We start from the raw sequence: 26,115 nt of genomic DNA, 5'->3' as shown, positions 1-26,115 counted from the left end.
GGTTCGGTTTCGGTTCTCGTCGGGTCTTCGTTCGGTCTGCATCCGGGTGACGCACTCGGGATGCGCACTCGGGGTGCGGCTACGCCTGGTGTCGGTTCAGGTCCTTGCGCTCCAGCGCCCCGTCGACCAGCTCGCCTATCCGGGCACTGGACCGCCGGGCCTCCAGATGGAGCCGGCCCACGTTGATCCGGGGCTCGGCGAGCAGCGTCAGCACGGCGGCGCCGCCGGCCGCGTACGTGGCGACATAGCCGCCCTCGCCCCGGACGAGCAGCTCGCGGAAGCGGCCTTGCCCGGTGGACTCGGTCAGCCGCTGGGCCACGCCGAGGGCCGCCGCGGTCAGCGCTGCCACCCCCTCCGCCCCTGTGTCGGCCGTGTCATGGGCGAGGACCAGGCCGTCGGCGCTCGCCGCGAGCGCCCCGGTGAGCTGGGGCAGTCGGGCCCGCAGCCGTCTCAGCTCGCCGAGTACCTCGGCTTCTGCGGACATCAGTAATCTCCTCTCGGCGCGCAGGCGCAGGGCACGCCTCATCACAGACTTGCCTCCAGGGCGTCGCGGAGCCGGCGCAGCAGGGCTATGTCCGGGTCGGCCGCGACCACGCCGATCCAGGCGGGGACGGCGGGCGGCGCGGCCGCCACGGGGTCGGGCGGGGTCTCCACGAGGCCGGCGGCGGCGAGCCGGCGGACGTCGAGAAGCGTGTGGAAGGCCGGGCGGCCCAGCAGGCGCGCGATGTCCGCGGGCGTACGCGTCCCGTCGGCGGCGGCCAGCAGCGCCCGCTGACGCAGGCTCACCGTCTGCCCCGGAGCGGGGGCGCGGACGACGACCGGGGCCGTGTCCACCGTTCCGTACGGCCAGACGCTGTCGAGCAGTTCACGGCGGCGTACCGTCTCGCGCTCGACGGCCTCGGTGGAGACCGGGCGCACCGGGCCGAACCAGTGGGCCACGCCGTAACGGAAGCGGGTCGGGCCGGTGGCGGGGGCGAGGGCGAAGAACGCCGCGTCGAAGACCGCGCCGAGGTGGCAGATCTCCAGCTCGCCGTCGCGCAGCCGGCCGCTCTCCACCAGGAACCTGCCGACCTCGCGCCGCGCGCCGGCCCGGTCGACGGCCTCGTCCCAGCCCTCGCGCGGCAGCCGTCCGCCGGTGGTCAGCAGGACGTCGAGCCCGGGGGCTGCGGGGCTCTCGGCGTGCACGACGCGGCCGTCGACGAGGTAGAGCGTTCCGTGGTCGCGGAGCAGGGCGCCCGTCGCCCGCTCGGCGGCCAGGCGGACGAGCATCGGGGAGACGGTCATCCGAGCACCAGCCTCTCGGCGAGGTCGCGCAGTCTGAGACGGGCGAGCGCGAGGTTGCCGGTGTCCCGGTCCAGCCACAGGTGGAGGAAGACGCTGCTGTCGAAGGCGGTGTCGACGAAACGCAGGACGTGATAGCCGCTGCGGGTGGTGACGATCAGATCCTCGACGGGCGGTCCCTTGGGTAACGCGCCTTCGCGGGGCGGTGTTTCGGGTCCCGGGCGCGTGGCCCGGGCGGTGGACGCCCTTGTGTTCGCCGTCGCCAGTACGATGGCCGTGGTCGGCGTCGGGACGCCCGCGAAGGAGTCGTACTCCGCCGCCGCGCGCGCCAGTTCGGCCGCCTCGGCGGCCGTCGTCTCGTGGTCGCCGACCGGCGAGTCGCCCGCCGCGCCGAGGGCGAGCCCGCTGGTCCAGTCGACCAGCCAGGCTCCGCGCGCGCCCGGCAGGCTCATGGCCTCCAGCAGGCACTCGTCGATTCCGGGCACGCGGATTCCCCTCCCGATGCAGCGTGCGGGCGTACGGCAGTGACCGTGACGTTACTCAACGTTCCGGTCGTGGGGAGGAGTTCTGGCATTTTCCATCGGAACATGCCGTCCGCTTGCTTGAATTCGCCCTCGCACCCATGGGGGGCGCCCCGGGCGCCCCCGTGCGCGCCTCAGTCCTCCCCGCGCACGCGCAGGACGGCCTTGTTGACCGCCCACAGCCCGATCCCGATGGCGAGCAGCACGCCGGCCCGGATGTACACGTCCGCGGAGCGGTCGGCGAGCGGGCTCGCCAGGATCAGCGCGGTGACGGCGCCGAGGACCGGGAGCGCCGTCGGCGTCCGGAAGTGGGCGTGCTCCACCCGGTCCTTGCGCAGCACCAGGACGGCGATGTTGACCACGGCGAAGACGCACAGCAGCAGGAAGGCCGTGGTGTCGCCGAGGCCTTCGATCTCGCCCGTGGAGACCAGACCGATGGTGAGGACGGTGGCGAAGACGATGCCGGTGAGGGGTGTGCGGCGGTGCTTCAGGACCCTGCCCATCACACGCGGCAGCACCCGCTCGTTGGCGAGGCCGTAGCAGAGCCGGGAGGCCATCATGATGTTGATGAGCGCGGAGTTCGTGACCGCGAACAGCGCGATCAGCGCGAACAGTTTCGGCGGGAAGTCGACCCCGCCGGCCTTCACGACCTCCAGGAGCGGCCCGCTGGACTTCTCCAGGGTCTCGTGGTCGACGAGGAGCGAGGAGACCAGGGCGACCAGGACGTAGACGGTTCCGGTGACGGCGACGCCGATGAAGATGGCCCGGGGGAAGGTGCGGACGGGATCCTGCGTCTCCTCCGCCATGTTGACGGAGTCCTCGAAGCCGACGAAGGCGAAGAACCCGAGCGCGGTGGCCCCCAGCACGCTCGTGATCAGTGCGTATCCGCCGCCCGACGCCTCGAACTCGCCGAGCCGCGACGGCTCCCCGTCCCCGCTCAGGACGGCCCAGGCGCCGATCCCGAGAATGATCAGCAGACCGGTGACCTCGACGAGCGTGAGGACCACGTTCGTCTTCACGGACTCCGACACCCCGCGCAGCGCGAGACACGCGAGGGCGAGGACGAAGAGGATCGCGATCAGCGTGGCCGGGATCGCGTCCGTGAACTCCTGGAAATAGTCCCCGCTGAAGGCGCGGGCGGCCGCGCTCGCGGAGGAGAGCCCCGAGCACATCACCATGAACGCGACGATGAAGGTGAGGAAGGGGACCTTGAACGCCTTCTGCGTGTAGAGCGCGGCGCCCGCCGCCTTCGGATACTTGCCGACCAGCTCCACGTACGAGGCGGCGGTCAGCAGCGCGACGACGAAGCCGATCACGAAGGGCAGCCAGAGCGCGCCGCCCACCTTGCCCGCGACCTTGCCGGTCGTCGCGTAGATCCCGGTGCCCAGGATGTCGCCGATGACGAAGAGGATCAGCAGTCTGGGCCCGATGGCGCGCTTCAGCGGAGGCTGTCCGATCGGACCGGTCCGCTCGGCTGCGGGCTCGTCGGATCGTGGTGCTGTGGTCATGGGCGGCCTCCCGTGCGTCGTCGGGAGATTGCCTGCCCGGGAGCCCGTCACCTGATGCCGACCGCACTGTCACTCGTACGGGCGAACGTGTGTACGGACGACGGACGCCGGCGACGGTCACCGCGACGGTCACCGGCGAGGACACCGGCGACGCTCAGTGGCGGCGCTCCACCGAGGCCGCCACGTCGTCCAGGTCCTTCGCCAGCGCCCGGCTCACCGCCTTGGCGCCGAGGCCGCTCAGCAGCTTGGCCAGGAACCCCGTGCGGCTGCCCGCGGCCGGGGTCGCCGAGAACGTCATCCGTACCGTCGTCGCCCCCTCCCCGTCCGGCCGCAGCGCGATCTCGGAGACGTAGCGCATACCGTGCGACTCGGCCACCGTCACATAGCGGTCCGGCGGCACGGCCTCGGTCACGGTCATCTCCTCCGTGGCCTCCTTGCCCATCATCCGCCGGGTCTCGCGCCAGCGGGTGCCCACCCCGAAGGCGCCCTCGGTGAGCACGTCGACCCGCTCCACGCCGCTCAGGATCCGTGGCATGTCCCGCAGATCCGTCAGTACCTCCCAGACGGGCCCGGGAGATGCCGCGACCCGGCGCTCGACGGTGACGCTCTTCGTAGCCATGGCTCCATCGAACCACCGGCCTCGGACGAGCGCCCGCAGTGCTACGGCAGCAGGGCGTCCGCCCGGTCGCCGCCCGCCTCGGCGACGATCTCGTCCAGGCTCTGCGCCGTCCGCACGGTCGAGAACGAGACACGGCCGTCGTCGTCCGAGACGGTGAAGCCGTGCACGGCCGGCCGGGGCAGGCTGTTGTACGCGTAGTGGTGGGCGAAGTAGTACGCGCCGGTGTCGGGGACCGCCACGACGTCGTCCGGCCGCAGCAGCGGCAGCGGGCGCGCGGTGGCGAGCAGGTCCCCCGCGAAGCAGGCGGGGCCGGCCACGTCCTGGACGGTCTCGGCCCCGTCGTGCGGCCGGCCCTCGGAGTCGTACGCGAGGATGCGCAGCGGCCAGGAGGCCGGGTCGTAGACGGTACGGGTGGCGAGCTGCACGCCCGCGTGGGTGACCGCGATGGGGCGTCCGCCGGAGGTCTTGGTGTACTCGACGCGGGCGAGGACCGTGCCGTGCTTGGCGAGCAGCGAGCGGCCGAACTCGGTGACCAGGCCGTAGCGCCCGTCCAGGAGGCCGGGCGCGGTCTCGGCGAGCAGCGCCGCGTACCCGGCGTACGTCGGCGTCTCCTCGTCGGAGGCGAAGTTCACCGGCAGTCCGCCGCCGATGTCGACGGTGTCGATCTGCTGCCGTCCGGCCTTGGTGTTGATCTCCTCGGCCAGCTCGTACACGGCGGCGACGCCCTCGGCCATGAGGGAGAACGGGACACCCTGCGAGCCGGTGTGCGTGTGCAGCCGCGTCAGCCAGGGCCGTTCGAGGTACGCCTGGACGACGGCCTCCCGCGCCCCCTCGTCCCGGAGGGCCACCCCGAACTTGGAGGTGGCGGTCGCGGTCGAGAGTGCCCCGATCGAACCGGCTCCGACCTGCGGGTTCACCCGGATTCCCAGGGGCGAGGCGGTCGGCGCGGAGGTGACGAGCGCGTCGAGCCTGGCCAGCTCCTGGAGGTTGTCGGCGTTGACGGCGATTCCGAGCGCGAGGGCCTGGCGCAGCTCGGCGGGCGTCTTGGCCGGCGAGTCGAGCACGGTACGGGACGGGGCCACGCCGGCCGCCCGGGCGAGGGCCAGCTCGCCGGGGCTCGCGACCTCGACGCCGAGTCCGCACGCGTCCAGCAGGCGCAGGACGGGCACGAGCGGGCAGGCCTTCACGGCGAAGGCGTGCAGGACGGGGGCGTCGGTGACTGCGGCGAAGGCGGAGACGAGGGCGGCGGCCGACGCACGGATGCCGGCGGTGTCGAGGAGTCCGACGACCTGCCCGGAGGAAGGAGTGAGGAGGCCCTGCTCGACGGCGGCACGGACGGCCTGATCGCGACGGTGGGATGCCATGGATCCATGGGACCACCGGGACGGGTGGCGCCGCAGCTGTTGACTACAACTATTCACCAGGCCAGGATGTGAATAGTTACGTCACATCGGATGGAGGCACCCATGTCAGGACCCCGCCCCGTACGGGCCCCGCGCGGTACGGAACTGAGCACCCTGGGATGGCAGCAGGAGGCCGCCCTCCGGATGCTGCAGAACAACCTCGACCCCGAGGTCGCCGAGCACCCCGACAAGCTCGTCGTCTACGGCGGGACCGGGAAGGCCGCGCGCGACTGGCGCTCCTTCGACGCGATGGTGCGTACGCTGCGGACCCTGAAGCAGGACGAGACGATGCTCGTCCAGTCCGGCCGCCCGGTGGGCGTCATGCAGACGCACGAGTGGGCCCCGCGCGTGCTCATCGCCAACTCCAACCTGGTCGGCGACTGGGCGAACTGGGAGGAGTTCCGGCGCCTCGAAGCTCTCGGCCTCACGATGTACGGCCAGATGACGGCCGGTTCGTGGATCTACATCGGCACCCAGGGCATCCTGCAGGGCACGTACGAGACGTTCGCCGCCGTCGCCGCGAAGAAGTTCGGCGGCACCCTCGCCGGGACGATCACCCTCACCGCCGGCCTCGGCGGCATGGGCGGCGCCCAGCCCCTCGCCGTGACGATGAACGACGGCGTCGCGATCTGTATCGACGTCGACCCGCGTGCGATCGAGCGCCGCATCGAGCACCGCTACCTCGACGTGAAGGCCGACAGCCTCGCCCACGCGCTGGCGCTGGCGACCGAGGCGCGCGACGCCCGTCGCCCGCTCTCCATCGGCCTCCTCGGCAACGCGGCCGAACTGCTCCCGCAGATGCTCGCCGAGGGCGCCCCCATCGACATCGTGACCGACCAGACCTCGGCCCACGACCCGCTCTCCTACCTCCCGGTCGGCGTGGACTTCGACGACATGGCGAGCGCCGCCGCCAAGGACCCGGCGGGCTTCACGACCCGCGCCCGCGAGTCCATGGCCCAGCACGTCGAGGCCATGGTCGGCTTCATGGACGCCGGCGCCGAGGTCTTCGACTACGGCAACTCCATCCGGGGCGAGGCCCAGCTCGCGGGCTACGACCGCGCGTTCGCCTTCCCCGGCTTCGTACCGGCCTACATCCGCCCGCTCTTCTGCGAGGGCAAGGGCCCGTTCCGCTGGGCCGCCCTCTCGGGCGAGGCCTCGGACATCGCGAAGACCGACAAGGCGATGCTCGAACTCTTCCCGCAGAACGAGTCCCTCCACCGCTGGATCAAGATGGCCGGCGAGCGGGTCCACTTCCAGGGCCTGCCCGCCCGTATCTGCTGGCTCGGCCAGGGCGAGCGCGACAAGGCCGGCGACATGTTCAACGACATGGTCGGCAACGGCACCCTCGCCGCGCCCCTCGCGATCGGCCGCGACCACCTCGACTGCGGCTCGGTGGCCTCCCCGTACCGCGAGACCGAGGCCATGCTCGACGGCTCCGACGCGATCGCCGACTGGCCGCTGCTCAACGCCATGGTCAACGTCGCCTCCGGCGCCTCCTGGGTCTCCATCCACCACGGCGGCGGCGTCGGCATGGGCCGCTCCATCCACGCGGGCCAGGTCACGGTCGCCGACGGCACGCCGCTGGCCGGCGAGAAGATCCGCCGCGTCCTGACCAACGACCCCGGCATGGGCGTCATCCGCCACGTCGACGCGGGCTACGACATCGCGGAGCGCGTCGCGGACGAGAAGGGCGTCCGCGTCCCGATGCGCGAGGGCGACGACGCGTGAGCGAGACCTTCCACGCCATGTGGCGTTCGCTGCGGCCCATCGGCCGCAGCGACGCCTCGGGCGGCTACCGCCGCTACGCCTGGACCGGCGCCGACGCCGACTGCCGGCTCTGGTTCCAGATGCAGGCGGAGGCCCGCCGGCTGAACTACGAGGTCGACCGGAACGGCAACCAGTGGGCCTGGCTCGGCGACCCCGCGGCCGGTGACGCGGTCGTCACCGGCTCCCACCTGGACTCCGTGCCCGACGGCGGCGCCTTCGACGGCCCCCTCGGCGTCGTGTCCGCCTTCGCCGCGCTCGACGAACTCCGCTCCCGCGAGGTCCAGTTCAAGCGCCCCTTCGCCATCACCAACTTCGGTGACGAGGAAGGCGCCCGCTTCGGCCTGGCCTGCGTCGGCTCCCGCCTCACCGCCGGCCGGCTGACGAAGGAGCAGGCGTACGAGCTCCGCGACGCCGACGGGATCACCCTCCCGAAGGCCATGGAGGCCGCCGGTCACGACCCCGACGCCATCGGCCCCGACCCCGAGCGCCTCGCCCGGATCGGCGCCTTCGTCGAGCTCCATGTCGAACAGGGCCGCGCCCTGGACCTCTCCGGCGACGCCGTCGGCATCGCGTCCGCGATCTGGCCGCACGGCCGCTGGCGGTACGACTTCGCGGGCGAGGCCAACCACGCCGGCACGACCCGGCTCGTCGACCGTCGCGACCCGATGCTCACCTACGCCGAGACCGTCCTCTCCGCCCGTCGCGAGGCCGAACTCGCGGGCGCCGTCGCCACCTTCGGCAAGATCGCCGTCGAACCGAACGGCGTCAACGCCATCCCCTCCCTGGTCCGCGGCTGGCTCGACGCCCGCGCCGCCGACCAGGACGCCCTGGACACCGTCATCGCCGGTATCGAGACGGCCTCCCGGGACCACGCGGCCCGCCACGGCATCGACCTCACGGTCGTACGGGAGTCCTTCACGCCCGTCGTGGAGTTCGCCCACGCCCTGCGGGACGAGATCGCCTCCGTCCTGGGCGAGAAGACCCCGGTCCTCGGCACGGGCGCCGGACACGACGCGGGCATTTTGTCCGAATCGATCCCGACCGCCATGCTGTTCGTACGGAACCCCACGGGCGTCTCGCACTCCCCGGCCGAGTTCGCGGCCGAGGACGACTGCGTGGCCGGAGTGCTCGCACTCGCCGACGTACTGGAAGGACTGGCGTGCAGGTGACGACGTACTGGCTGGAACACGCCTGGCTCGACACGAACGTCGAGCCGGGCGTGGTGCTGGAGGTCGCGGACGGCCGGATCACGGCGGTACGCACGGGGGCGGGGGGCGACGTTCCGCCGCCCGGCGCGGTCGTCCTGCGCGGACTGACGATCCCCGGCCTCGCCAACGCCCACTCGCACGCCTTCCACCGCGCCCTGCGCTCCACCGTCCAGGTCGGTTCCGGCACCTTCTGGACCTGGCGCGAGATCATGTACCAGGTCGCGTCCCGGCTGACCCCGGAGACGTACCATGCGCTCGCGCGGGCGGTGTACGCGGAGATGGCGCTCGCCGGCATCACGGCCGTCGGGGAGTTCCACTACCTCCACCACGCCCCCGGCGGCACCCCCTACGCCGACCCCAACGCGATGGGCGAGGCCCTCGTCCAGGCGGCGGCCGACGCGGGCATCCGGATCACCCTGCTCGACACGGCGTACCTCTCCTCCGGCTTCGGCGCCGCCCCCGACCGCCACCAGCTCCGCTTCTCCGACGGCACGGCCGACGCATGGGCGGAGCGCGTCTCGCTGCTCAAGGAGCGCGACGGTGTACGCATCGGCGCGGCGATCCACTCCGTACGCGCCGTCCCGGCCGACCAGCTGGCGACGGTGGCGAGCTGGGCGCACGAGCGGGGCGCACCGCTGCACGTCCATCTCTCCGAGCAGACGGCCGAGAACGACGCCTGCCTCGCGGCCCACGGCCGCACCCCGACCCAGCTGCTCGCCGACCACGGTGTCCTCGGCCCGCTGACGACCGGCGTCCACAACACCCACCTCACGGACGGGGACATCGCGCTCATCGGCTCCTCCACCACGGGCACCTGCATGTGCCCGACGACCGAACGCGACCTCGCGGACGGCATCGGCCCGGCTGTCGCCCTCCAGCGCGCGGGCTCCCCGCTCTCGCTCGGCAGCGACAGCCACGCCGTCATCGACCTCCTGGAGGAGGCCCGGGCGATGGAGCTGAACGAACGCCTCCGCTCCCGCACGCGCGGCCACTGGACGGCCGCCGCGCTGCTGCGGGCGGCGACCGCCGACGGCCACGCGGCCCTCGGCTGGGGTCAGGCGGGCACCCTGGAACCCGGTGCGCTCGCCGACTTCACGACGATCGCCCTGGACTCGGTCAGGACAGCGGGACCGGTGCCGCGTCTGGCAGCCGAGACGGCGGTATTCGCAGCGTCGGCCGCGGATGTGCGTCACACGATCGTGGGCGGCCGCCATGTCGTACGGGACGGGGTCCACCGGTCCGTACCGGACGTGCCCCGCGCCCTCGCGGACTCGATCGCCGCCCTGCGCGGCTGAAGGAGACATCTCTCATCATGAACACCGGCCCCGCGACGAGGAACAGCCCGGCGGCGACCTCCGCCCCCACGAGCGCGAACAGCGCCGTGGCGACGCCCGCGACCGCCATCGTCAACATCGCAAGCCTGGTCACCAACGATCCCTCCTTCGGTGATGGATCTCCCCTGGGTCTGATCCAGGACGCGGCCGTCGTCATCGAAGGCGACCGAGTCGTCTGGGTCGGTGAATCCAGCAAAGCACCCGCCACTGACAACCGGGTCGACGCCGGCGGCAGGGCCGTGATCCCGGGCTTCGTGGACTCCCACTCGCACCTGGTCTTCGCGGGCGACCGCACGGCGGAGTTCAACGCGCGGATGTCGGGCCAGCCGTACAAGGCGGGAGGCATCCGTACGACGGTGGCGGCGACGCGCGCCGCGAGTGACGAGGCGCTCTCGGCGAACGTCGCCCGCTATCTGCGCGAGGCCCTGGCCCAGGGCACGACCACCTTCGAGACCAAGTCCGGCTACGGCCTGACGGTCGAGGACGAGGCCCGCGCGCTGCGCATCGCCGCCGCGCACACCGACGAGGTCACCTACCTCGGCGCCCACATCGTCCCGCCGGACTACGCCGACGACCCCGCCGCGTACGTCGACCTCGTCACGGGCGACATGCTCGACGCCTGTGCGCCGTACGCCCGTTGGGTGGACGTCTTCTGCGAGAAGGGCGCGTTCGACGGGGACCAGGCGCGGGCGATCCTCACGGCCGGCAAGGAGCGGGGCCTGCACCCCCGGGTGCACGCGAACCAGCTCTCGTACGGCCCCGGCGTCCAGCTGGCGGTGGAGCTGGACGCGGCGAGCGCGGACCACTGCACGCGCCTCACGGACGCCGACGTCGACGCCCTGGCACAGTCGTCGACGGTCGCGACGCTCCTCCCGGGCGCGGAGTTCTCCACCCGCGCCGAGTGGCCGAACGCCCGCCGCCTGCTGGACGCGGGCGTGACGGTGGCCCTCTCCACGGACTGCAACCCGGGCTCGTCCTTCACCTCCTCAGTGCCGTTCTGCATCGCGCTGGCGGTACGGGACATGGGCATGACCCCGGACGAAGCGGTCTGGTCGGCCACGGCGGGCGGCGCGGCGGCCCTCCGCCGCGCGGACGTGGGCCACCTCACCCCTGGCTCCGCCGCGGACCTGACGATCCTGGACGCCCCGTCCCACGTCCACCTGGCCTACCGGCCGGGCGTACCCCTGGTGACGGAGGTCTGGCGGCGGGGGACGCGCGTGATCTGACGGCCAGGGGGACCGGCGCGTGTCGTGCCCGGTGCCGCACGCGGGTATTCCGTGGAGGCGGACCGGGGCCCCGTGCCAGAATCCGGCGCATGTCAGTTCGATACCCGCGCCCCCTCCGTCCTGGTGACCGTGTCGGCGTCACCTCTCCCTCCAGCGGCGTCGGCAAGGACCTGCGTGCGCGCCTGGAGGTGGCGATCCGTCACGTCGAGGCGCGTGGGTACGAGGTCGTCGTCGGGGACTGCATGGACGGGGCCGGTCATGTGAGCGCTCCCGCCGCCGAGCGGGCGCGGGAGTTCATGGGGATGCTGACCGATCCCGACATCAGGGCCGTCGTGCCGCCGTGGGGCGGGGAGACCGGGCTCGATCTCCTGCCCCTGCTCGACTGGCAGCGGCTGCGCGACGCCGAGCCGACCTGGCTCGTCGGGTACTCGGACATGTCGACCCTCATGACCCCGCTGACCCTCCTCACCGGGGTGGCGACCCTGCACGGCAACAATCTGATGGACACCCCGTACCAGGCGCCCGAGGGGTTGCTGACGTGGCTCGACATCGCCGCCGCTCCGCAGGGCCGGCCGTTCACCCAGATCCCCCCGAATCTGCACCGGGCGTCCGGGTGGGACGACTGGCAGCGTCACCCCGAGGTCGCCGAGCTCACGCTCGACACTCCCGGCCGGTGGACCCGGCTGGACGGCGACGGCGACGTGGATGTCGAGGGACGCCTGATCGGGGGCTGTATCGAGACCCTGCGCAATCTCACGGGCACGCCCTATCTCGACGTGAACGCCTTCGCCCGGACGCACGCCCCGGAAGGACTCCTCGTGTACGTCGAGGCGGCCGGCGACGAAGCCTTCACCATCTGCGGGAACCTGCACGGGATGCGGATGGCCGGCTTCTTCGACCACGCGAACGCCGTTCTCGTCGGACGGACCCCGGCGCCCGACGCGGCCTCGCTCACCCAGCACGAAGCCGTACTGGACGCCCTCGGCCCCCTGAACGTGCCGATCGTCGCCGACGTCGAATGCGGCCACGCGCCCCCGTACCTGCCCCTCGTCAACGGGGCGCGCGCCCGCGTCGTACACACCTCGGCACGCAGCGAGCTCACCCAGTCACTGGACTGACCCGGACGCCCGCGACCAGCGCCACCGCATCGTCCAGACGGGCCAGTTCGGCGGCGTCCAGGTGTGGGTCAGCGGCCCGGCGACGGTGCGCCGCGGCCAGCGGCAGAGGTCCGGCGGGCGCGTGGATGAGCAGGGACGCCATACCCGTCCGGGCGTCGTCCGCGTACGGGACCGGGGCCACCGCGACCTCTGCCAGGATCAGGGCAGACATCGCCCAATCCAGCGCCGGATCGCCCGCCTCCGCGGTGTGCCAGTCGATCACGAACGGGCCCTCGGACGTCAGGATCACGTTGCCCGGGTGCAGGTCGAGGCGGAGCAGCGGGGCCGGGGACGGGGACGCGCGAAGACTACGCCGCCGGCGCCCTCGACCGGCATGTCCCATTGGTCGCTTGATCATCACGAATTCCCCTCAGTCACAGATAGGTCGAGTGCCCTGTCCCGGAGGGTTTTCGACCGGTACCGTCCTGTAGCGGCAGGACTCAGGGGGGAAGACCGGGGGGTCGGAGTTGAGCGCTGTCCGTCGTCAGGCTGTCCGCGAACAGGGCGGGGGCCGTAGGCAGTTCGTACAGATCGTGAAACCGGGGGAGCTGACCGCGCGCGAGGACGAGGCGTGGCGGGAGTTACGGGGGAAGTCGGGCGCACCCGAGAACCCGTTCATGGGGCCCGAGTTCACCCGGGCCGTCGCCGGCGTGCGGCCCCGGGTCAGGGTGGCCGTCTGGTGGGAGGGCGGGGAGCCCGTCGGGTTCTTCCCGTACGAGAAGGGGTCCTTTGGGCGCGGGCGGGCCGTCGGGCTCGGAGTCTCCGACTGCCAGGGCGCCGTCACGCGGCCGGGTCTCGCGCCGTCCGCCCGCGCCCTTCTGCGCGTCTGCGGGCTCTCCGCCTGGGAGTTCGACAATCTGGAGACGGGCCAGGCCGCCTTCCTCGACGAAGCCGCCGAGCCGTTCGCCTCGCCCGTCATCGACGTCGGCGAGGGCTACGCGGCGTACGAAGACGTCCTGCGCGCCCAGTCGCCCAAGTTCCTCAGGACCACCCTCGCCAAGGAGCGCCGCCTCGGCCGCCAGGTCGGCCCCACCCGGTTCGTCTTCGACGAGCGCGATCCGGCCGCCCTGCGCACCCTCATGGCGTGGAAGTCCGCCCAGTACCGCAGGACCGGCCGGCGCGACCGCTTCGCCAAGGAGTGGATCAGCACCCTCGTCCGGCGCCTGCACGAGCTGCGCGCCCCCGGCTGCACCGGCATCCTGTCCGTGCTCTACGCCGGTGACCGGCCCGTCGCCGCCCACTTCGGGCTGCGCTCCCGCACGGTCCTCTCCTGCTGGTTCCCCTCCTACGACCCCGAGTTCGCGAAGTACTCGCCCGGTCTCGTCCTCCATCTGCGGATGGCCGAGGCCGCCGCCGCGGCCGGGATCGGCATGCTCGATCTCGGCCGCGGCGACGCCGAGTACAAGGACGCCCTGAAGACCGGCGAACTGACCGTGTACGAAGGGTCGGTGACGCGCCCCGGGTTACGCGCCGGGCTCTACTGGCTCTCCCGCGAGCCCTCCCGCCGCGCCCACAGCTTCGTACGCAACCGGCCGGCGCTCGCCGCGCGCGGCCGCCGCACCCTCACCCGGATCGCCCGCCTGCGCGGCGCCGGCCAGGCCTGAGCCGACAGCGGGGACACGCACATGCGCCCACCACACGCCCTCTCCGTCGTCGACCTCGACCTCGACTCGCCCGACGGCCCCGTCCTCTCCCTCCGTCCCGCGCCCGGCGGCCCGCCCCCCGGACCCGGAGACGTCTACGCGCTCGTCCGGCTCAGGGGCAGGCCCGCGGCCACGGTGCTCGGGCACGTACCCGAAGGGGCCGATCCGGCGGAGACGCTCGCCGACCTCGCCCGGGCCCGGCTGAACGAGCCCCGCCGCGACGCGTCCCGGACCCCCGGGTCCCGGCCGGACCAGCCGCACCTCGCCCCGCCCCGTGCGAGCGTCGTCGTCGCCAGTCGTGAGCGCGCCGACCAGCTCGCCCGCGCCCTGGACTCCCTCCTCGACCAGGACCATCCCGACTACGAGGTTCTCGTCGTCGACAACGCGCCCGTCACACGCGACACCGAGGAGCTGGTCCGAGGCAAGTACGGCGACCGCGTCACGTACGTCCGCGAGGACACCCCCGGGCTCGCCGTCGCCCACAACACCGGGCTCGCGCACGCCCGCACGGAGGTCGTCGCCTTCACCGACGACGACGTCGTGGCCGATCCGCACTGGCTGACCGCCCTCACCGCGCCCTTCGCCGCCGACCCGCGGCTCGGCTGTGTCACCGGCCTCATCCTGCCCGCCCGGCTGCGAACCCCCGCCCAGGTCCTGCTCGAATCCCACGGCGGCTTCGCCAAGGGCTTCGCGCCCCGGCTCTACGACCCGGTGCGGCCGCCCGCCGACGAACCGCTCTTCCCGTTCACCGCCGGCAGCTTCGGCTCCGGCGCCAACATGGCCTTCCGCGCGGGGGCGCTCGCCTCCGCCGGCGGCTTCGATCCGGCCACCGGCACCGGGACGGCGGCCCGGGGCGGAGACGACCTGTACGCCTTCGTCGCCGTCCTCTCCGCCGGGTTCCGGCTCCGCTACACCGCCGACGCCCTCGTCTGGCACCACCACCGCGAGAGCTGGCCGGACCTGCGGAACCAGGCGTTCGGGTACGGCGCCGGTCTCACCGCCTACCTCACCGCCACCCTCGTCCGCCGCCCCGCCCTGCTGCCCGCGCTCCTCGCCCGGCTGCCCCGCGGGCTCGTCCACGCCAAGAACATGACCGCGAGCCGGACCGCCGAGCACGGCGGCGTTCCCGGCGAGCACGGCACGCACACCCACCCCTGGCCTCGCAGCCTCTCCCGACTGGAGCGACGCGGCATGCTCTACGGACCGTTCGGTTACGCCAAGGCCCGGCTGCGGATGCGGGGTACGAGATGAGCGCACCCGCCCACACCCGTATACCGGTCCTCCTCTACCACGCCGTGATGGACGACCCGCCCGACTGGATCGCCGAATTCACCGTCACGCCCAAGGAGTTCGAGGCGCAGCTCGACGCGATCGTCGACAGCGGACGGACGCCCGTCACGATCGGTGTCCTCGCCGACCACTTCACCCGGCGCGCCCCGCTGCCGCCCCGGCCGGTCGTCCTCACCTTCGACGACGGCTTCGCCGACCTGCCAGGTCCGACCGCCGAGGCGCTCGCCGCCCGCGAGCTCCCCGCCACCGCGTATCTGACCACCGGGGCGATCACCCCGGGCCGGGCCTCTCTGCTGCCGCCCGCGCCGATGATGGCGCTGGCGCAGGCGCCGCTCCTGGAGCAGTACGGGATGGAGGTCGGCGCGCACACCGCCACCCATCCGCAGCTCGACACGCTGCCGCCCAAGGAGCTCACGTGCGAGCTGCGCGAGCCGAAGGCGGCCCTGGAGGACGTTCTCGGCCACGAGGTCCGGCATCTGGCCTACCCGCACGGCTACAACAGTCCGGCCGTGCGCCGGGCCGTCGTCGCCGCCGGGTACGCCTCGGCCGTCGCCGTCCGGCACGCGCTCAGCTCCGAGACGGACGAGCGGTACCGGATCGCCCGGCTCATCGTGCGCCGCGGGCACACCGTCGCCGACGTGGAGCACTGGATGGACGGCCGCGGCGCCAAGGCGGCGCCGTACCCGGACTCGCTGCCGACGGTGGGCTGGCGGATGTACCGCAGGGCCCGCGCGCTGGTCAGAGGACCGGAGTTCGCGGGCTGACCGCGACAGGGACGGCGTCACCGCGAGAACCCGAGGGCCGGGCCGTAGAACCCGATGGGTCGGAGAACCCGATGGGTCGTAGAACCCGATGGGTCGGAGAACCCGAGGGCCGGAGAACCCGATGGGCCGTAGAACCCGAGGGCCGGAGAACCCGAGGGCCGACGAACCCGATGAGCGTGACCTGATGGCGAAGAGTTCGAAGGGGAGTTCCACCGTGCAACAGCGTGTGCCCGCACCGGCCACCGGAAGCGACGTGCCGCCGCTTCCCTCCGCCCGGCGGCCGGAGGCGGAACCGAACGCGGAAGCGTCCTCGAACGCCGCCCCGCACGCGGACGCGGACACCTCCGCGCCGAGCCGCGTACCGCGCCTCCCCGGCCCGCAGACCCTCTTCAGCGCGCTGCCGCTGCTCGTGGCGGCCGCCCTCTGGGTGTACGCGCTGCCGCGGATCGGCTTCCGCGACATCGCCGACTACGGCCTCCTCGACCGCTTCCCGCCCGCGTTCTACGCCTCCCTCGCCGTCCTGACCTGCGGCTTCCTGGTCACCCTCCGGCGCGCCGGTACGGCTCCGTGGTGGCCGGCGGCGTACAGCGTCGCCATGCTCGTGGCGCTCAAGGCGCCGCCGGCGATCCTCTACGACTCCGTGCGCTACGCCTGGGCCTCCAAGCACGACGCCGTGATCAGCCGGCTCCTCGTCGAGGGCACGGTGTACCCGCAGCGCGAGCTGTCGGGCGGGATGTCCGCGTACGACCAGTGGCCCGGGTTCTTCTCGCTCGACGCCGCGCTCGTACGCGCCTTCGGCGTGGAGTCGGCGGCCTCGTTCATCAACTGGGCGCCGATCGCCCTGGGCGTCCTCACGCTCCCCGTCCTGCTGCTGATCTACCGCACCTTCAGCGACGACTGGCGGCTCGTGTGGACCGGGGTGTGGATCTTCCAACTGGCGAACTGGGTCGGCCAGGACTACCTGTCGCCGCAGGGCTTCTCGTACCTGCTCTATCTGACCGTCTTCGCCGTCGTCGTCCGGCACTTCGTCCGGCCCGGATCGGCGGGACGGCTGCGCGACCGTACCGTCCTCGACCCTGCGGCGGCGGCCGTGCCGCCGCCCACGACGCCGAAGCAGCGCGCGATCGCCGTACTGATCATCGCGCCGCTGATCGCGACCATCAACGCCTCGCACCAGCTCACCCCGGTGATGCTGTGCGCGACGCTCTTCGCGCTCTGCCTCACCCGCCGCTACCGCAACATCGGGCTGCTCGTCGTCACCGGCCTCATCATGCTGGCCTGGGACCTCACCATGGGCCGGGTCCTCTTCCTGGAGACCATGAGCACCCTGAAGGACTCGGCGGGCGACCTGCTCTCCAACTCCCGCGCCGGATACGCGGGCGAGCCCACCGGACCGGGACCCGAACTGGTCGGCGCCGCCAACATCCTGATGGTGCTCGCGCTCGCCGTGCTCGCCGGAACGGCCGTCCTGCTGCGCCGCAGACTCGTCCGCAGCGCGCTGCCACTGCTGCTCGCCGCCGCCGCGCCGGTGCCGATGTTCGCGGTCAACGACTACGGCGGCGAAATGCTCTTCCGTGTCTACCTGTTCGGGCTTCCCGGCACCGCGTTCTTCGCCGCCGCCGCACTCGTCCCCGCGGCGGGCGCGGTCGGCAGGGCGGCCAGGGCGGCCCGTCGCACGGCCGGTGTCGCACTGCCGCTCGCCGTCACCGCCCTGCTGGCCGGCTTCCTGCCCTCGTACTACGGCAAGGAAGGCATGCACTACGCCCCGCCGGCCGAGCTCGCCCTCACCCGGCGCGCCTACGACCGGGCGCCGGACGGTGCGCTGATCCTCGCCACCACCGGCTCCTTCCCCGGCGCCTACCACCGCTACGACCACTACGAGCGCTGGTTCTTCACCGAGCAGGAAGTCCCCGAGAACCTGAAGATGCTCAAGGACCCGGCGGGCTATCTCGCACGGGGCATCCCCGAGGACCGCCCGGCGTTCGTCGTCCTCACCCCGACGCAGGAGAAGGCGGTCATCGGCGAGGGCTATCTGCCGCCCGGCAGCTTCCGGACCCTGAGCGAGGACCTCAAGCGCTCGCCGCTGTTCCGCGTGGTGGAGGAGAGCGAACACGGGCTGGTCCTGGAGTACCGCCCACCGTCCCGAACGTCCTGACGCCAGCCGTCCCGAACGGCCTGACGCCAGCCGTTCCGAACCTCCTGCTGACCGCCCGCCTCCGACCGTCCCGCTGTCACCGCCCCGAGCCGACCGTCCGGCTTCCGAGCCCCCACACGCCCCGACCCGACCGATCACGGGAGTACGCCATGCCCCTCGCACACCTCCGGCTCAGAGCGGGCCTGGCGGCCTCCGGCTGGCTCGCGCTCGGCGCCACCGCGCTGCCCGGCGGCTCCCCGCTGCGCTGGATCCCCGTCCTCGCCTTCGTGACCCTCGTGCCGGGCCTCGCGCTGCTCCACCCGCAGCCGAGCGGGCTGCGGCCCGGCGCCCGTCTGGAGGCGCTCGCGCTCGCCGCCCCCGTCAGCCTGTCGCTGGCCGCGCTCGCCGCGACCTCGCTCTTCCTGGTCAAGGGCTTCTCCACGACCGCGTTCCTCGTCTCGCTCGCGGTCTTCGTGACCGTCGTCGCCGCCCTGCCGGGCGTCCCGCTGCCCGCGGCCACGAGGGGTGCCGTCGAGCGCGAGCCACGGCGGACCGGCGGACCGCGCACCCGGAAGATCCTCGGCTGGGCCGGGAGCCGGCCGCGGGCCAAACGAAAGCCCGGTGACGGGCGATGACGGGACGCCATGGGACACCGCAGCGGCGCGCCCACATGGCCGTCGCCCTCGCCGCCGTCGGGGCGCTCGCCGCCGCGATCGGCGTCTACAGCAGCCGGACCGGCGGCGCCGACGACCGCTGCGCCCCCGACGCCAAGCTCGTCACGCCGTGCGGCGCGTGGTGGGGCGCCTACGTCCCGTACGACAAGGACAGCTCGCTCACCGAGCCCGTGTACGCCCTGGAGAGGAAGATCGGCCGCAGGCTCGACCTCGTCTACACGTACCACGACATGTCGGGGAACCCGGTCGACGGCGAACTCCTCACCGCCGACGAGCAGGAGCTCGGCCGCGACCGGCTGCTGATGCTGGCCTGGGAGTCCACCGTCTGGAAGGAGAAGCACCACGCCAACTGGAGCGAGAACCAGCTCGGCTGGAAGAACATCGCCTCCGGGATGTACGACGAGTCGATCATCGATCCACAGGCGAAACGCATCAAGGCGTACGGCAAGCGGGTCTTCTTCTCCTTCGACCAGGAGACCGACTTCCGCATCAAGGAGGGCGCCGGGACCCCGGCCGAGTACGTCGCCGCCTACCGCCACCTGCGCGACCGCTTCGAGAAGCTGGGTGTGACGAACGTGGTGTGGGTGTGGACCGTGTCCGGCTATCTCGGCAACAAGGATACGATGAAGGCGCTCTACCCGGGGGACGCGTACGTCGACTGGATCGGCATGGACCAGTACAACTACTACCTGTGCCACAAGTCGCCCAACTGGCTGGACTTCGAGGCCAGTCAGCGCCCGAGCTACGAGTGGCTGCGGGCGAACCTCTCCGCGGACAAGCCCATCATGCTGTCTGAGTTCTCCACCGCGCCCGATCCACGGCGGCCGGAGCGGCAGCGGGAGTGGTACGCCGACATCCCCGAGGTCGCCCCGAAACTGCCGAAGGTCCGCGCGTACGTCCACTGGAACCGGCCCGTGCCGGGTCCGAACTGCGACCTGACCGTCAACTCCGGCCCCGCCCTTGAGGGTTACAAGGCCGCGGGCGCCGCCCCGTACTTCAACCAGCCGGTGCCACGGGGCTGAGGGGCGGCCTCGCCGACCCTCGTCACGCCTTCGACGGTGCCACCCGCGGCGCGCCGGGCGTGAGCCTATGCTTCTGCGTGGTGATCACGCGGGCCCGACCTGCGGAAACACCCTCATCCACGCGTAACAGGCGGAAAGCAACGGGGATATGAACAAGTACACAGTGATGGCCGCGGGCCTCGTCCTCTCGCTCGGGCTCGTCGCGGGCTGCGGATCCTCCGACGGTCCGGAGGCGGGCAAGCAGGAGGAGAAGGGGAGTTCGGAGGCTCCCGAGAAGGCGCCGAAGGCCGAAGGCCCGGTCTACCGCGGCACCGCGATACCCGGCCTGGCCGCGAAGCAGGCGTGGAGCCTGCCGGCCGCCGATCCCATCGACCTCGGTGACACCTTCCTCTTCGTCAAGAGCGCCTCGGGCGACTACGCCCAGGGCGGGCAGTTCGAGAAGGAACCGCTCGACGGCACCACGGGCACCCTCCACTCCAGCAGCGAACCGGAGCCGCTCGAGCTGGAGTTCCGCGATGTGAAGACCGGCGCCGTGCGGAAGACCCTCAAGGTGACGGCCGAGCACGTCGCCGCCACCACCTGGCGCGACGGCGTGCCGGCGTTCGAGGTGCGCACCAGCGCCACCACGGAGTCCGACGGGCTGAGTGCGGAGGCCACGACCGTCACGGTCACCGTGTACGGAAGCGACGGCGCCGAGCTGGGCAAGGCGGAGCACAAGGGCGACACCCCCTTCCACGTCCACGAGGGCCACCTGATCGAGCAGGCGGACCAGGCGACCCTCCAGCTCACCCCGATCGGCGGCGGACAGCCCCGGAAGGTCACCTGCGGCGGGAACCAGGCGAGCTGCTCGTTCGACCCCCGCAACAAGGACATCGACGGCGGCCAGGGCCACGCCCCGCTGATCACCGGCACGTACACCTTCCACGTGGAGAACGGATCCACGTACGAGACGGCGCCGGAAGAGCTCGTCATGTCCGACCTCTCCACCGGCAGGAAGGTGTGGAGCACGGCGGACGTCACGCCGCCCAAGGGCGTGGAGCTGGACGACGACGGCGTGCGGACCAGCGGCAGCATCCGCGTCCTCGACGTCCGCGACGGCCGGATCCTCACCGCGTGGGGTGCCGGCGCCTTCGCGACCGACACCTGGGTCACGGCGACGTACGAGCTGGCGAGCGGCAAGCAGATCGGCGGCTCCACGAAGTACTCCTACGCCGACTTCCCCGGTGACACGATCAACACCGAGGGTTCGTCCGTCTTCTCCCCGGACCGCCGGTTCGCCGCGGCCGCCACCGAGCGAGGCTCCACCGTGTGGCAGCCTGCGGACGGCAAGGAGGTCTGGGCGCAGAAGGAGGGCGAGAAGGCGATGACGCCGCTGCGCTTCTCCCCGAACGGCGGCGTGCTGTACGGCACGACGGAGGACGGCGACGAGACCGCGCTCGCGGTCGACGCCGCCACGAAGAAGGTCCTCGCGAAGGACCTGCCCGAGGACAGCGTCCCGCTCTCCGCCAAGCAGCCCGGCTACGGCTACTTCAGCACCGACGCCGGCTTCTTCGTGTTCCCCGCAGCGGGTTGATCACCCGGACCGCCCTGGAGCCCGGTCGGCTCCGGGGCGGTTCGATGCCCGCGCACGAGATCCTCAGCGGCGCCGCAGTCCCCGAACCGCCACCGCCGTCATCGTCGCTCCGCACACCCCCAGGAGGACGGGCAGCGGGGCCGCCGCGAAGGCGTGCTGGGCAGCCCAGCCCGCCCACACCAGGACCCACACCGCGCACGCCGTGACCCGGACGCCCGCGCCGAGGACGCGCAGCAGGACGGCCGCGAGCCCCAGGCACAGCGCCTGAAGGACGATCGGCAGGGCCTCCAGGGCGCCGGCGGGCACGAGGGCCGTGCCGGGGCCCGCCGCCGCGTCCGGGTGGATGCCGAGCAGCGGTGGCGCCGTGTGCAGGGCCAGGAACGTGGCGAGCAGGACGGTCGCGGCGAGCAGGGGCCGGACCCGGCGCGGCGACACCACGGCGCCGTGCAGGACGACCAGCAGGATTCCGGCGGCGAGGGTCACCGGAGGCAGGGCGGCGATCAGCTCCGTACCGGACAGCCGGTCCAGGCCGAGGCCCTCCGCGTGGACGAGCGGGATCCAGAAGAGCCCGGTCGACAGACCGAGGAGCAGCCACAGCCAGGTCCCGGTCCCGTCCTCCCCGGCCCGCGGATCCGGCCGCGGCGGCCGCGGTACGTACACCGGGAGGCCGAAGGCCGGTGTGACCGTGTCCGCGGAGGCCCCCCGGGGCGTCCACTCCCGCTCGGCGGCGCGCCGCGCCCAGGTCGTGCCGTACTCGCTCTCCTCCCGGCCGCCCCTCAGCGCCGCCCGCAGCCCCGGCGCCGAGGCCGCCGCCATCAGCGTCATCGAGCCGAGCATCGCGAGCCCGGCGCCGGAGATCCCGACCGGGCCGAGGAGCAGCGCGGCGGAGCCCAGGACGAGGACGCACATCGCGCCCTGGAGGACGGCGAGGGCGCCCGTACGCCCCTGGACGCGCAGCACGCCGATGTACAGCTCGACGGCGACGCGGGGGAGCGCGGCGGCGGCGAGCAGGCGCAGGACCGTCGTGCCGTGGTCGGCGTACTCCGGGCCGAACGGGGCGAGGATGTACGGCGCGAAGACCAGCAGGACGAGGACGACGGGGACGAGCAGCAGCGCCATGCGCCGCAGCGCCCCGCGTACGCCCTCGGCGAGCGACTCCGGGCTGTGGGAGGCGTGCGCGGTGAGCGAGGAGGCCATGTTGATGGCCATGAACTCCATCGTGCCGCCGACGGTGTACGCGGTGTAGAAGAACGCGTTGTGCGCGGCGTCGAAGCGGACGGCGACCATCACCGGCAGCAGGTTGATCATGGCGAGGCTGAACAGCGCGCCGACGGAGTCCCCGGCCATGAAGCGGCCGATCTCGCGCATCGCGGGCGGCTCGCGGTCCTGGTCGGCGCGGGCCTGCCGGGGGATGAGGCGGCGGAAGACGAGCCAGCCCAGCGGGACGACGGAGAGGGCGATCGCCGCCGACCAGGACACGAAGACGCCGAGGACGGGCATCGTGGTGGCGAAGGCGGCCAGCAGGAGCAGCTTGCCGATGGAGAAGCCGGCGTTGCCCACCGGCACCCAGAAGGCGCGCCTGAGGCCGGTGAGGACGCCGTCCTGGAGGGTGAGGAGCGCCCAGCCGACGCAGGAGGCGGTGAAGAAGAGCCCGGCGGAGAGCGTGCCGAGCGGTGCGTACGAGGGGCCCCACCAGTCAAGGGTGAGCAGGAAGAGCCCGCAGGCCAGGGCGACGACGACGGAGCTGACCAGGTAGATCCGCCCGACCAGGGGGCCGGTGGCGCGGCCGGCCCGGGGCACGTAGCGGACGACCGCGCCGATCATGGTCGTCGCCGTGATGGAGGCGAGGAGGCGCTGCGCGGCGATGGCGGCGGAGCCCTGGCCGACTGCCTCCTCGGAGTAGTACCGGGCGGCGACCAGCCAGAACCCGAGCCCGAGCGCGGCCGAGACGCCGGTGGAGAGCATGAGCGCGTACGCGTTGCGGAACATGGAGTCCCCGCCGGATTCGCCCGATGCGCCGGAGTGGCCGGAGTCATGGCCGTCGGACTCCCGGCCGTCGGAGCCGCCCGGGGCCGGGCCGTCCGAGCCGCTTCCGTCCCGCTCCTCCCCCTCCGGCTCGCGCAGCCGGACGGTCTCAGCCACGGTCGCCGTACCGCACCGGCCGGACGCCCGCGGCGCGCAGCGTCTCGATCACCTCGCCGGCCCGTCGTGGATCCACGGGCAGGGCGTGACGGGCGAACCAGGACGCCGGTTCCGGGGCGGGGGAGAGGTCGGTGAACAGCTCGCCCGCGTAGGTGTCGAGCGGCGGGTCGTAGAGGTAGCCGGTGACGATCCGGCGGCGGGCGAGCGCGGCGGCGGCCGCGTTCCGGTCCTCGACGAGCAGCGGGACCCGGAAGAGCGGCTGGCCCGTGTCGAGCCCGCCCCACTCGCTCGCGAGCAGCTGCTCCGTTCCTGCCCGGTGCGCGGCGAGCGTGGCGTCCAGGCGGGCCAGGAGCCGTTCCGTACGGCGCAGCCGGCCCGGGCCGGGGCCGAGGCGGTAGTCGTGCATGTCGACGCGGACCCAGGAGTGGAAGGGCGCGAGTCCCGGCGCGGCGGCGAGGGCCTGCTTCAGCTCGCCGGCCCGCAGCGGCATCCTGATCTCCTCGCGCTCCTGCCGCCCGAGGAGCCGCAGCGTGGCGTGCGCGGCCTTCACCAGGCGCAGTCCCCGGACGGTGGACTCGGCGTACGGCCGTACGAGATAGGCCAGTTCGGCGGTAGTGCGGGCAGGGTGCAGCAACTCGTCCCGGGCGCCGCTCAGTTCGTCCCGCAGGGCCGGGTCGTCGAAGGCCAGGAAGCCCCCGGTCTTCGCCCCGGTGTGCTTGGAGAGGCTGAACACGGACGCCTCGCCCCACGTGCCGACCGGACGGCCCCCGACCGTCGAGCCGATGGCGTGCGCCGCGTCCTCCAGGAGCGGGATGCCCCACGCGTCGCAGCGGGCCCGCAGGTCGGGAGCCGGGTCGGGATTCCCGTACAGATTCGTGGTCAGGACGGCGGAGAGTCCGCTCCAGAGGGACTCGGGCACGGCGGCCGTGTCGATCGAGCCGTCACGAGGGTCGAGCGGCGCCTGTACCGGACGGAGTCCGGCGGCGAGGACGACGAAGAAGATCACGTCGTCGTTGACCGGTGACATCAGCACCCGGCCGCCGGGTCTGCACCAGTGGCGCAGCGCGAGATAGAGACCGAAGCGGCACGACGGCACATGGAGGCACTCCCTGCCCCCGAGCCGGCCGCGCATGCGCTCTTCCAGTTCCGCGTACGCAGAAACCATGCGATTCCCCCCTGAACCCCGGCCTCAATGTGTCCCATTCCGGGCGGCCCGTCAATAACGCAGAAGGGCCCGTTCCGTGAGGAACGGGCCCTTTCCACAAGGCTCTTGGGGGAGGCGGAGGTCACTCCTCCAGGGTCAGCCCCTTGCGCAGCCGCCCCAGCGTCCGCGACAGCAGCCGGGAGACGTGCATCTGGGAGATGCCCAGCTCCTCGCCGATCTCCGACTGGGTCATGCCGGCGACGAAGCGGAGGGAGAGGATGCGCCGGTCCCTGGCCGGCAGCGAGGCGATCATCGGCTTGAGGGACTCGATGTACTCGATGCCCTCGATCCCGTGGTCCTCGTAGCCGATCCGGTCGGCGAGCGCGCCCTCGCCGTCGTCCTCCTCGGGCTGGGCGTCCAGCGAGCTCGCGGTGTACGCGTTGCTGGCCGCCATGCCCTCGACGACCTCGTCGCGGCTCAGCTGCAGTTCCTCGGCGAGTTCGCCGACGGTCGGTGCGCGGTCGAGCCGCTGGGAGAGTTCGTCACCGGCCTTGGCGAGGTCGAGGCGGAGCTCCTGGAGCCTTCGCGGGACGCGCACGGACCACGAGGTGTCGCGGAAGAAGCGCTTGATCTCGCCGACGATCGTCGGCATCGCGAAGGTGGGGAACTCGACGCCCCTGGCCAGCTCGAAGCGGTCGATGGCCTTGATGAGGCCGATCGTTCCGACCTGGATGATGTCCTCCATCGGCTCGCTGCGGGAGCGGAACCGGGAGGCGGCGAACTTGACCAGGGCGAGGTTGAGTTCGACCAGGGTGTTGCGGACGTACGCGTACTCGTGGGTGCCCTCTTCGAGGGCGTCGAGCCGGGCGAACAGGGTCTTCGACAGGGCCCGCGCGTCCAGCGGGGCGACCTGGTCGAAGGGCCCGATCTCGGGGAGCTCGGGGATCGCGGAGATCCCGGGAAGTTCTGCGAGGGTGGGGGGCGGAGTTGCTTCTGCCGACGGCGCGTCGTGGGTACGCGTGGCGTCGAGCCGGGGTGACATGGTCTCCTCCATCGTTTCTTCCTGCTGCGGTTTGCGGCGCCTCCAAGCCGGCAGTTCCGAATGTTCTCTACTAGCCCTACCCGCTCGACACACCTGGTTGCAAGTGCCAATTGTCCGTTTTGCGGCAGTCTGTTGCAGTGTTTGGGTGCAACCCTTGGCGTCTCGCTTGTATGGTTCAGGCACGTCAACCGGCATCCGCGAGAGCGAGAAGAGGCACGGGCATGGACCGCCAGCACATCGGCAGCACGCAGCCAGGACGGCTGCGGGTCGAGGTCCGCACCGTGGGGGCGACCGAGGTCCTCACTCCGGTGGGTGAGCTCGATCACCACACGGCCGAGGTGTTGCGTGCGCCACTCGACCACGCACTGGACGCAGGACGCTCACGGCTCGTGGTCGACTGTTCACGGCTCGAGTTCTGCGACTCCACGGGCCTCAACGTGCTCCTCGGGGCACGACTGAAGGCGGACGCCGCCGGGGGAGGCGTCCATCTGACGGGGATGCGTCCGGTGGTGGCCAGAGTCTTCGAGATCACCGGTGCGGACGTCGTCTTTACCGTGCATGAATCGCTGGCGGCGGCACTGCCCGACTGAGCGGCGTGTGTCGTCGGCCGAGGACCGGGCAGGAGAGCCCCGGTTTGGTCCGTTGTCTGGTGAATCCGTCTGG

Annotated in this window: 23 protein-coding genes; 13 read left to right on the top strand and 10 right to left on the bottom strand. The window is 72.4% G+C overall.

Annotated elements, in window-relative coordinates:
- Nucleotides 1-79: 79 nt before the first annotated feature.
- From ACFY8U_RS32270 to ACFY8U_RS32245, 6 genes are all read right to left on the bottom strand, one after another.
- Nucleotides 80-484 (bottom strand): roadblock/LC7 domain-containing protein, encoded by a 405-nt coding sequence (locus ACFY8U_RS32270; protein WP_361438646.1) that lies wholly within the window; start codon nucleotides 482-484, stop codon nucleotides 80-82.
- Nucleotides 485-525: 41 nt separating this feature from the next.
- Entirely contained in the window at nucleotides 526-1,284 is a 759-nt protein-coding gene (locus ACFY8U_RS32265) for a transcriptional regulator (protein ID WP_361601173.1), read from the bottom strand.
- Complete coding sequence (locus ACFY8U_RS32260; RefSeq protein ID WP_389575748.1) at nucleotides 1,281-1,766, bottom strand: hypothetical protein; 486 nt, start codon at nucleotides 1,764-1,766, stop codon at nucleotides 1,281-1,283. The genes ACFY8U_RS32265 and ACFY8U_RS32260 overlap by 4 nt, the downstream gene beginning before the upstream one ends.
- Before the next feature lie 170 nt (nucleotides 1,767-1,936).
- Nucleotides 1,937-3,310 carry an APC family permease gene (locus ACFY8U_RS32255; RefSeq protein WP_389575747.1) on the bottom strand — a complete coding sequence of 458 codons (1,374 nt, stop codon included), beginning with the start codon at nucleotides 3,308-3,310 and terminating at the stop codon, nucleotides 1,937-1,939.
- Between the two features lie 154 nt (nucleotides 3,311-3,464).
- Nucleotides 3,465-3,929 carry an SRPBCC family protein gene (locus tag ACFY8U_RS32250; RefSeq protein WP_389575746.1) on the bottom strand — a complete coding sequence of 155 codons (465 nt, stop codon included), beginning with the start codon at nucleotides 3,927-3,929 and terminating at the stop codon, nucleotides 3,465-3,467.
- Nucleotides 3,930-3,970: 41 nt separating this feature from the next.
- On the bottom strand, nucleotides 3,971-5,293 hold the full coding sequence (locus ACFY8U_RS32245; RefSeq protein WP_389575745.1) for a diaminopimelate decarboxylase: 1,323 nt from the start codon (nucleotides 5,291-5,293) through the stop codon (nucleotides 3,971-3,973).
- A 102-nt stretch (nucleotides 5,294-5,395) separates the two neighbouring features.
- Here ACFY8U_RS32245 and hutU point away from each other — a divergent pair, with 102 nt between their 5' ends.
- From hutU to ACFY8U_RS32220, 5 genes are all read left to right on the top strand, one after another.
- Complete coding sequence (hutU, locus tag ACFY8U_RS32240; RefSeq protein WP_389575744.1) at nucleotides 5,396-7,060, top strand: urocanate hydratase; 1,665 nt, start codon at nucleotides 5,396-5,398, stop codon at nucleotides 7,058-7,060.
- Nucleotides 7,061-7,077: 17 nt separating this feature from the next.
- Entirely contained in the window at nucleotides 7,078-8,268 is a 1,191-nt protein-coding gene (locus ACFY8U_RS32235) for an allantoate amidohydrolase (RefSeq protein ID WP_389575979.1), read from the top strand.
- The gene (locus ACFY8U_RS32230) at nucleotides 8,259-9,602 is read left to right on the top strand and encodes a formimidoylglutamate deiminase (RefSeq protein ID WP_389575743.1); all 1,344 of its coding nucleotides are present in this window, start codon (nucleotides 8,259-8,261) and stop codon (nucleotides 9,600-9,602) included. Before ACFY8U_RS32235 ends, ACFY8U_RS32230 begins: the two co-directional genes overlap by 10 nt.
- Nucleotides 9,603-9,619: 17 nt before the next feature.
- A complete protein-coding gene (gene hutI, locus ACFY8U_RS32225) occupies nucleotides 9,620-10,867 on the top strand; it encodes an imidazolonepropionase (protein WP_389575742.1) in 1,248 nt (415 codons plus the stop codon).
- An 89-nt stretch (nucleotides 10,868-10,956) separates the two neighbouring features.
- Entirely contained in the window at nucleotides 10,957-11,985 is a 1,029-nt protein-coding gene (locus ACFY8U_RS32220; protein WP_389575741.1) for a S66 peptidase family protein, read from the top strand.
- Here the strand turns inward: ACFY8U_RS32220 and ACFY8U_RS32215 are convergent.
- Entirely contained in the window at nucleotides 11,966-12,367 is a 402-nt protein-coding gene (locus tag ACFY8U_RS32215) for a phosphotransferase (protein WP_389575978.1), read from the bottom strand. The genes ACFY8U_RS32220 and ACFY8U_RS32215 overlap by 20 nt on opposite strands.
- Before the next feature lie 124 nt (nucleotides 12,368-12,491).
- Between ACFY8U_RS32215 and ACFY8U_RS32210 the strand changes: the two genes are divergently transcribed.
- The 7 genes from ACFY8U_RS32210 to ACFY8U_RS32180 all read left to right on the top strand — a co-directional run bounded on the left by ACFY8U_RS32210 (nucleotide 12,492) and on the right by ACFY8U_RS32180 (nucleotide 21,124).
- Nucleotides 12,492-13,628: a GNAT family N-acetyltransferase gene (locus ACFY8U_RS32210; RefSeq protein ID WP_389575740.1), complete on the top strand. Its 1,137-nt coding sequence runs from the start codon at nucleotides 12,492-12,494 to the stop codon at nucleotides 13,626-13,628.
- A 21-nt stretch (nucleotides 13,629-13,649) separates the two neighbouring features.
- Nucleotides 13,650-14,918 carry a glycosyltransferase gene (locus tag ACFY8U_RS32205; RefSeq protein WP_389575739.1) on the top strand — a complete coding sequence of 423 codons (1,269 nt, stop codon included), beginning with the start codon at nucleotides 13,650-13,652 and terminating at the stop codon, nucleotides 14,916-14,918.
- Entirely contained in the window at nucleotides 14,915-15,721 is an 807-nt protein-coding gene (locus ACFY8U_RS32200; RefSeq protein WP_389575738.1) for a polysaccharide deacetylase family protein, read from the top strand. The genes ACFY8U_RS32205 and ACFY8U_RS32200 overlap by 4 nt, the downstream gene beginning before the upstream one ends.
- 214 nt (nucleotides 15,722-15,935) lie before the next feature.
- A complete protein-coding gene (locus tag ACFY8U_RS32195) occupies nucleotides 15,936-17,876 on the top strand; it encodes a hypothetical protein (protein WP_389575737.1) in 1,941 nt (646 codons plus the stop codon).
- A 149-nt stretch (nucleotides 17,877-18,025) separates the two neighbouring features.
- Nucleotides 18,026-18,490, top strand: coding sequence for a hypothetical protein (locus ACFY8U_RS32190; protein WP_389575736.1), 465 nt, complete (start codon nucleotides 18,026-18,028; stop codon nucleotides 18,488-18,490).
- Nucleotides 18,487-19,551, top strand: coding sequence for a glycosyl hydrolase (locus ACFY8U_RS32185; RefSeq protein WP_389575735.1), 1,065 nt, complete (start codon nucleotides 18,487-18,489; stop codon nucleotides 19,549-19,551). The genes ACFY8U_RS32190 and ACFY8U_RS32185 overlap by 4 nt, the downstream gene beginning before the upstream one ends.
- Nucleotides 19,552-19,699: 148 nt before the next feature.
- Complete coding sequence (locus ACFY8U_RS32180) at nucleotides 19,700-21,124, top strand: hypothetical protein (RefSeq protein ID WP_389575734.1); 1,425 nt, start codon at nucleotides 19,700-19,702, stop codon at nucleotides 21,122-21,124.
- Between the two features lie 63 nt (nucleotides 21,125-21,187).
- Here the strand turns inward: ACFY8U_RS32180 and ACFY8U_RS32175 are convergent, their stop codons facing one another.
- From ACFY8U_RS32175 to ACFY8U_RS32165, 3 genes are all read right to left on the bottom strand, one after another.
- Entirely contained in the window at nucleotides 21,188-23,266 is a 2,079-nt protein-coding gene (locus ACFY8U_RS32175) for a lipopolysaccharide biosynthesis protein (RefSeq protein ID WP_389575733.1), read from the bottom strand.
- The gene (locus ACFY8U_RS32170) at nucleotides 23,259-24,431 is read right to left on the bottom strand and encodes a DegT/DnrJ/EryC1/StrS family aminotransferase (protein WP_389575732.1); all 1,173 of its coding nucleotides are present in this window, start codon (nucleotides 24,429-24,431) and stop codon (nucleotides 23,259-23,261) included. Before ACFY8U_RS32170 ends, ACFY8U_RS32175 begins: the two co-directional genes overlap by 8 nt.
- A gap of 121 nt (nucleotides 24,432-24,552) precedes the next feature.
- On the bottom strand, nucleotides 24,553-25,464 hold the full coding sequence (locus tag ACFY8U_RS32165) for an RNA polymerase sigma factor SigF (protein WP_389575731.1): 912 nt from the start codon (nucleotides 25,462-25,464) through the stop codon (nucleotides 24,553-24,555).
- A 209-nt stretch (nucleotides 25,465-25,673) separates the two neighbouring features.
- On the opposite strand from ACFY8U_RS32165, the gene ACFY8U_RS32160 reads away from it, so the two are divergent.
- Nucleotides 25,674-26,042, top strand: coding sequence for an STAS domain-containing protein (locus tag ACFY8U_RS32160; protein WP_361601230.1), 369 nt, complete (start codon nucleotides 25,674-25,676; stop codon nucleotides 26,040-26,042).
- The last annotated feature ends 73 nt before the right edge of the window (nucleotides 26,043-26,115 follow it).

Source organism: Streptomyces sp. NPDC012508, from assembly GCF_042902595.1.
GTDB lineage: Bacteria > Actinomycetota > Actinomycetes > Streptomycetales > Streptomycetaceae > Streptomyces.
This window is presented reverse-complemented; position numbering and strand designations above follow the sequence as displayed.

Excerpts from the sequence above, each read along its gene's own strand:
- ACFY8U_RS32270 (WP_361438646.1), bottom strand. The coding sequence starts at position 484 with ATGTCCGCAGAAGCCGAGGTACTCGGCGAGCTGAGACGGCTGCGGGCC.
- ACFY8U_RS32265 (WP_361601173.1), bottom strand. The coding sequence starts at position 1,284 with ATGACCGTCTCCCCGATGCTCGTCCGCCTGGCCGCCGAGCGGGCGACG.
- ACFY8U_RS32255 (WP_389575747.1), bottom strand. The coding sequence starts at position 3,310 with ATGACCACAGCACCACGATCCGACGAGCCCGCAGCCGAGCGGACCGGT.
- ACFY8U_RS32250 (WP_389575746.1), bottom strand. The coding sequence starts at position 3,929 with ATGGCTACGAAGAGCGTCACCGTCGAGCGCCGGGTCGCGGCATCTCCC.
- ACFY8U_RS32245 (WP_389575745.1), bottom strand. The coding sequence starts at position 5,293 with ATGGCATCCCACCGTCGCGATCAGGCCGTCCGTGCCGCCGTCGAGCAG.
- hutU (WP_389575744.1), top strand. The coding sequence starts at position 5,396 with ATGTCAGGACCCCGCCCCGTACGGGCCCCGCGCGGTACGGAACTGAGC.
- ACFY8U_RS32235 (WP_389575979.1), top strand. The coding sequence starts at position 7,078 with ATGTGGCGTTCGCTGCGGCCCATCGGCCGCAGCGACGCCTCGGGCGGC.
- hutI (WP_389575742.1), top strand. The coding sequence starts at position 9,620 with ATGAACACCGGCCCCGCGACGAGGAACAGCCCGGCGGCGACCTCCGCC.
- ACFY8U_RS32220 (WP_389575741.1), top strand. The coding sequence starts at position 10,957 with ATGTCAGTTCGATACCCGCGCCCCCTCCGTCCTGGTGACCGTGTCGGC.
- ACFY8U_RS32215 (WP_389575978.1), bottom strand. The coding sequence starts at position 12,367 with ATGGGACATGCCGGTCGAGGGCGCCGGCGGCGTAGTCTTCGCGCGTCC.
- ACFY8U_RS32205 (WP_389575739.1), top strand. The coding sequence starts at position 13,650 with ATGCGCCCACCACACGCCCTCTCCGTCGTCGACCTCGACCTCGACTCG.
- ACFY8U_RS32200 (WP_389575738.1), top strand. The coding sequence starts at position 14,915 with ATGAGCGCACCCGCCCACACCCGTATACCGGTCCTCCTCTACCACGCC.
- ACFY8U_RS32190 (WP_389575736.1), top strand. The coding sequence starts at position 18,026 with ATGCCCCTCGCACACCTCCGGCTCAGAGCGGGCCTGGCGGCCTCCGGC.
- ACFY8U_RS32185 (WP_389575735.1), top strand. The coding sequence starts at position 18,487 with ATGACGGGACGCCATGGGACACCGCAGCGGCGCGCCCACATGGCCGTC.
- ACFY8U_RS32180 (WP_389575734.1), top strand. The coding sequence starts at position 19,700 with ATGAACAAGTACACAGTGATGGCCGCGGGCCTCGTCCTCTCGCTCGGG.
- ACFY8U_RS32170 (WP_389575732.1), bottom strand. The coding sequence starts at position 24,431 with ATGGTTTCTGCGTACGCGGAACTGGAAGAGCGCATGCGCGGCCGGCTC.
- ACFY8U_RS32165 (WP_389575731.1), bottom strand. The coding sequence starts at position 25,464 with ATGGAGGAGACCATGTCACCCCGGCTCGACGCCACGCGTACCCACGAC.
- ACFY8U_RS32160 (WP_361601230.1), top strand. The coding sequence starts at position 25,674 with ATGGACCGCCAGCACATCGGCAGCACGCAGCCAGGACGGCTGCGGGTC.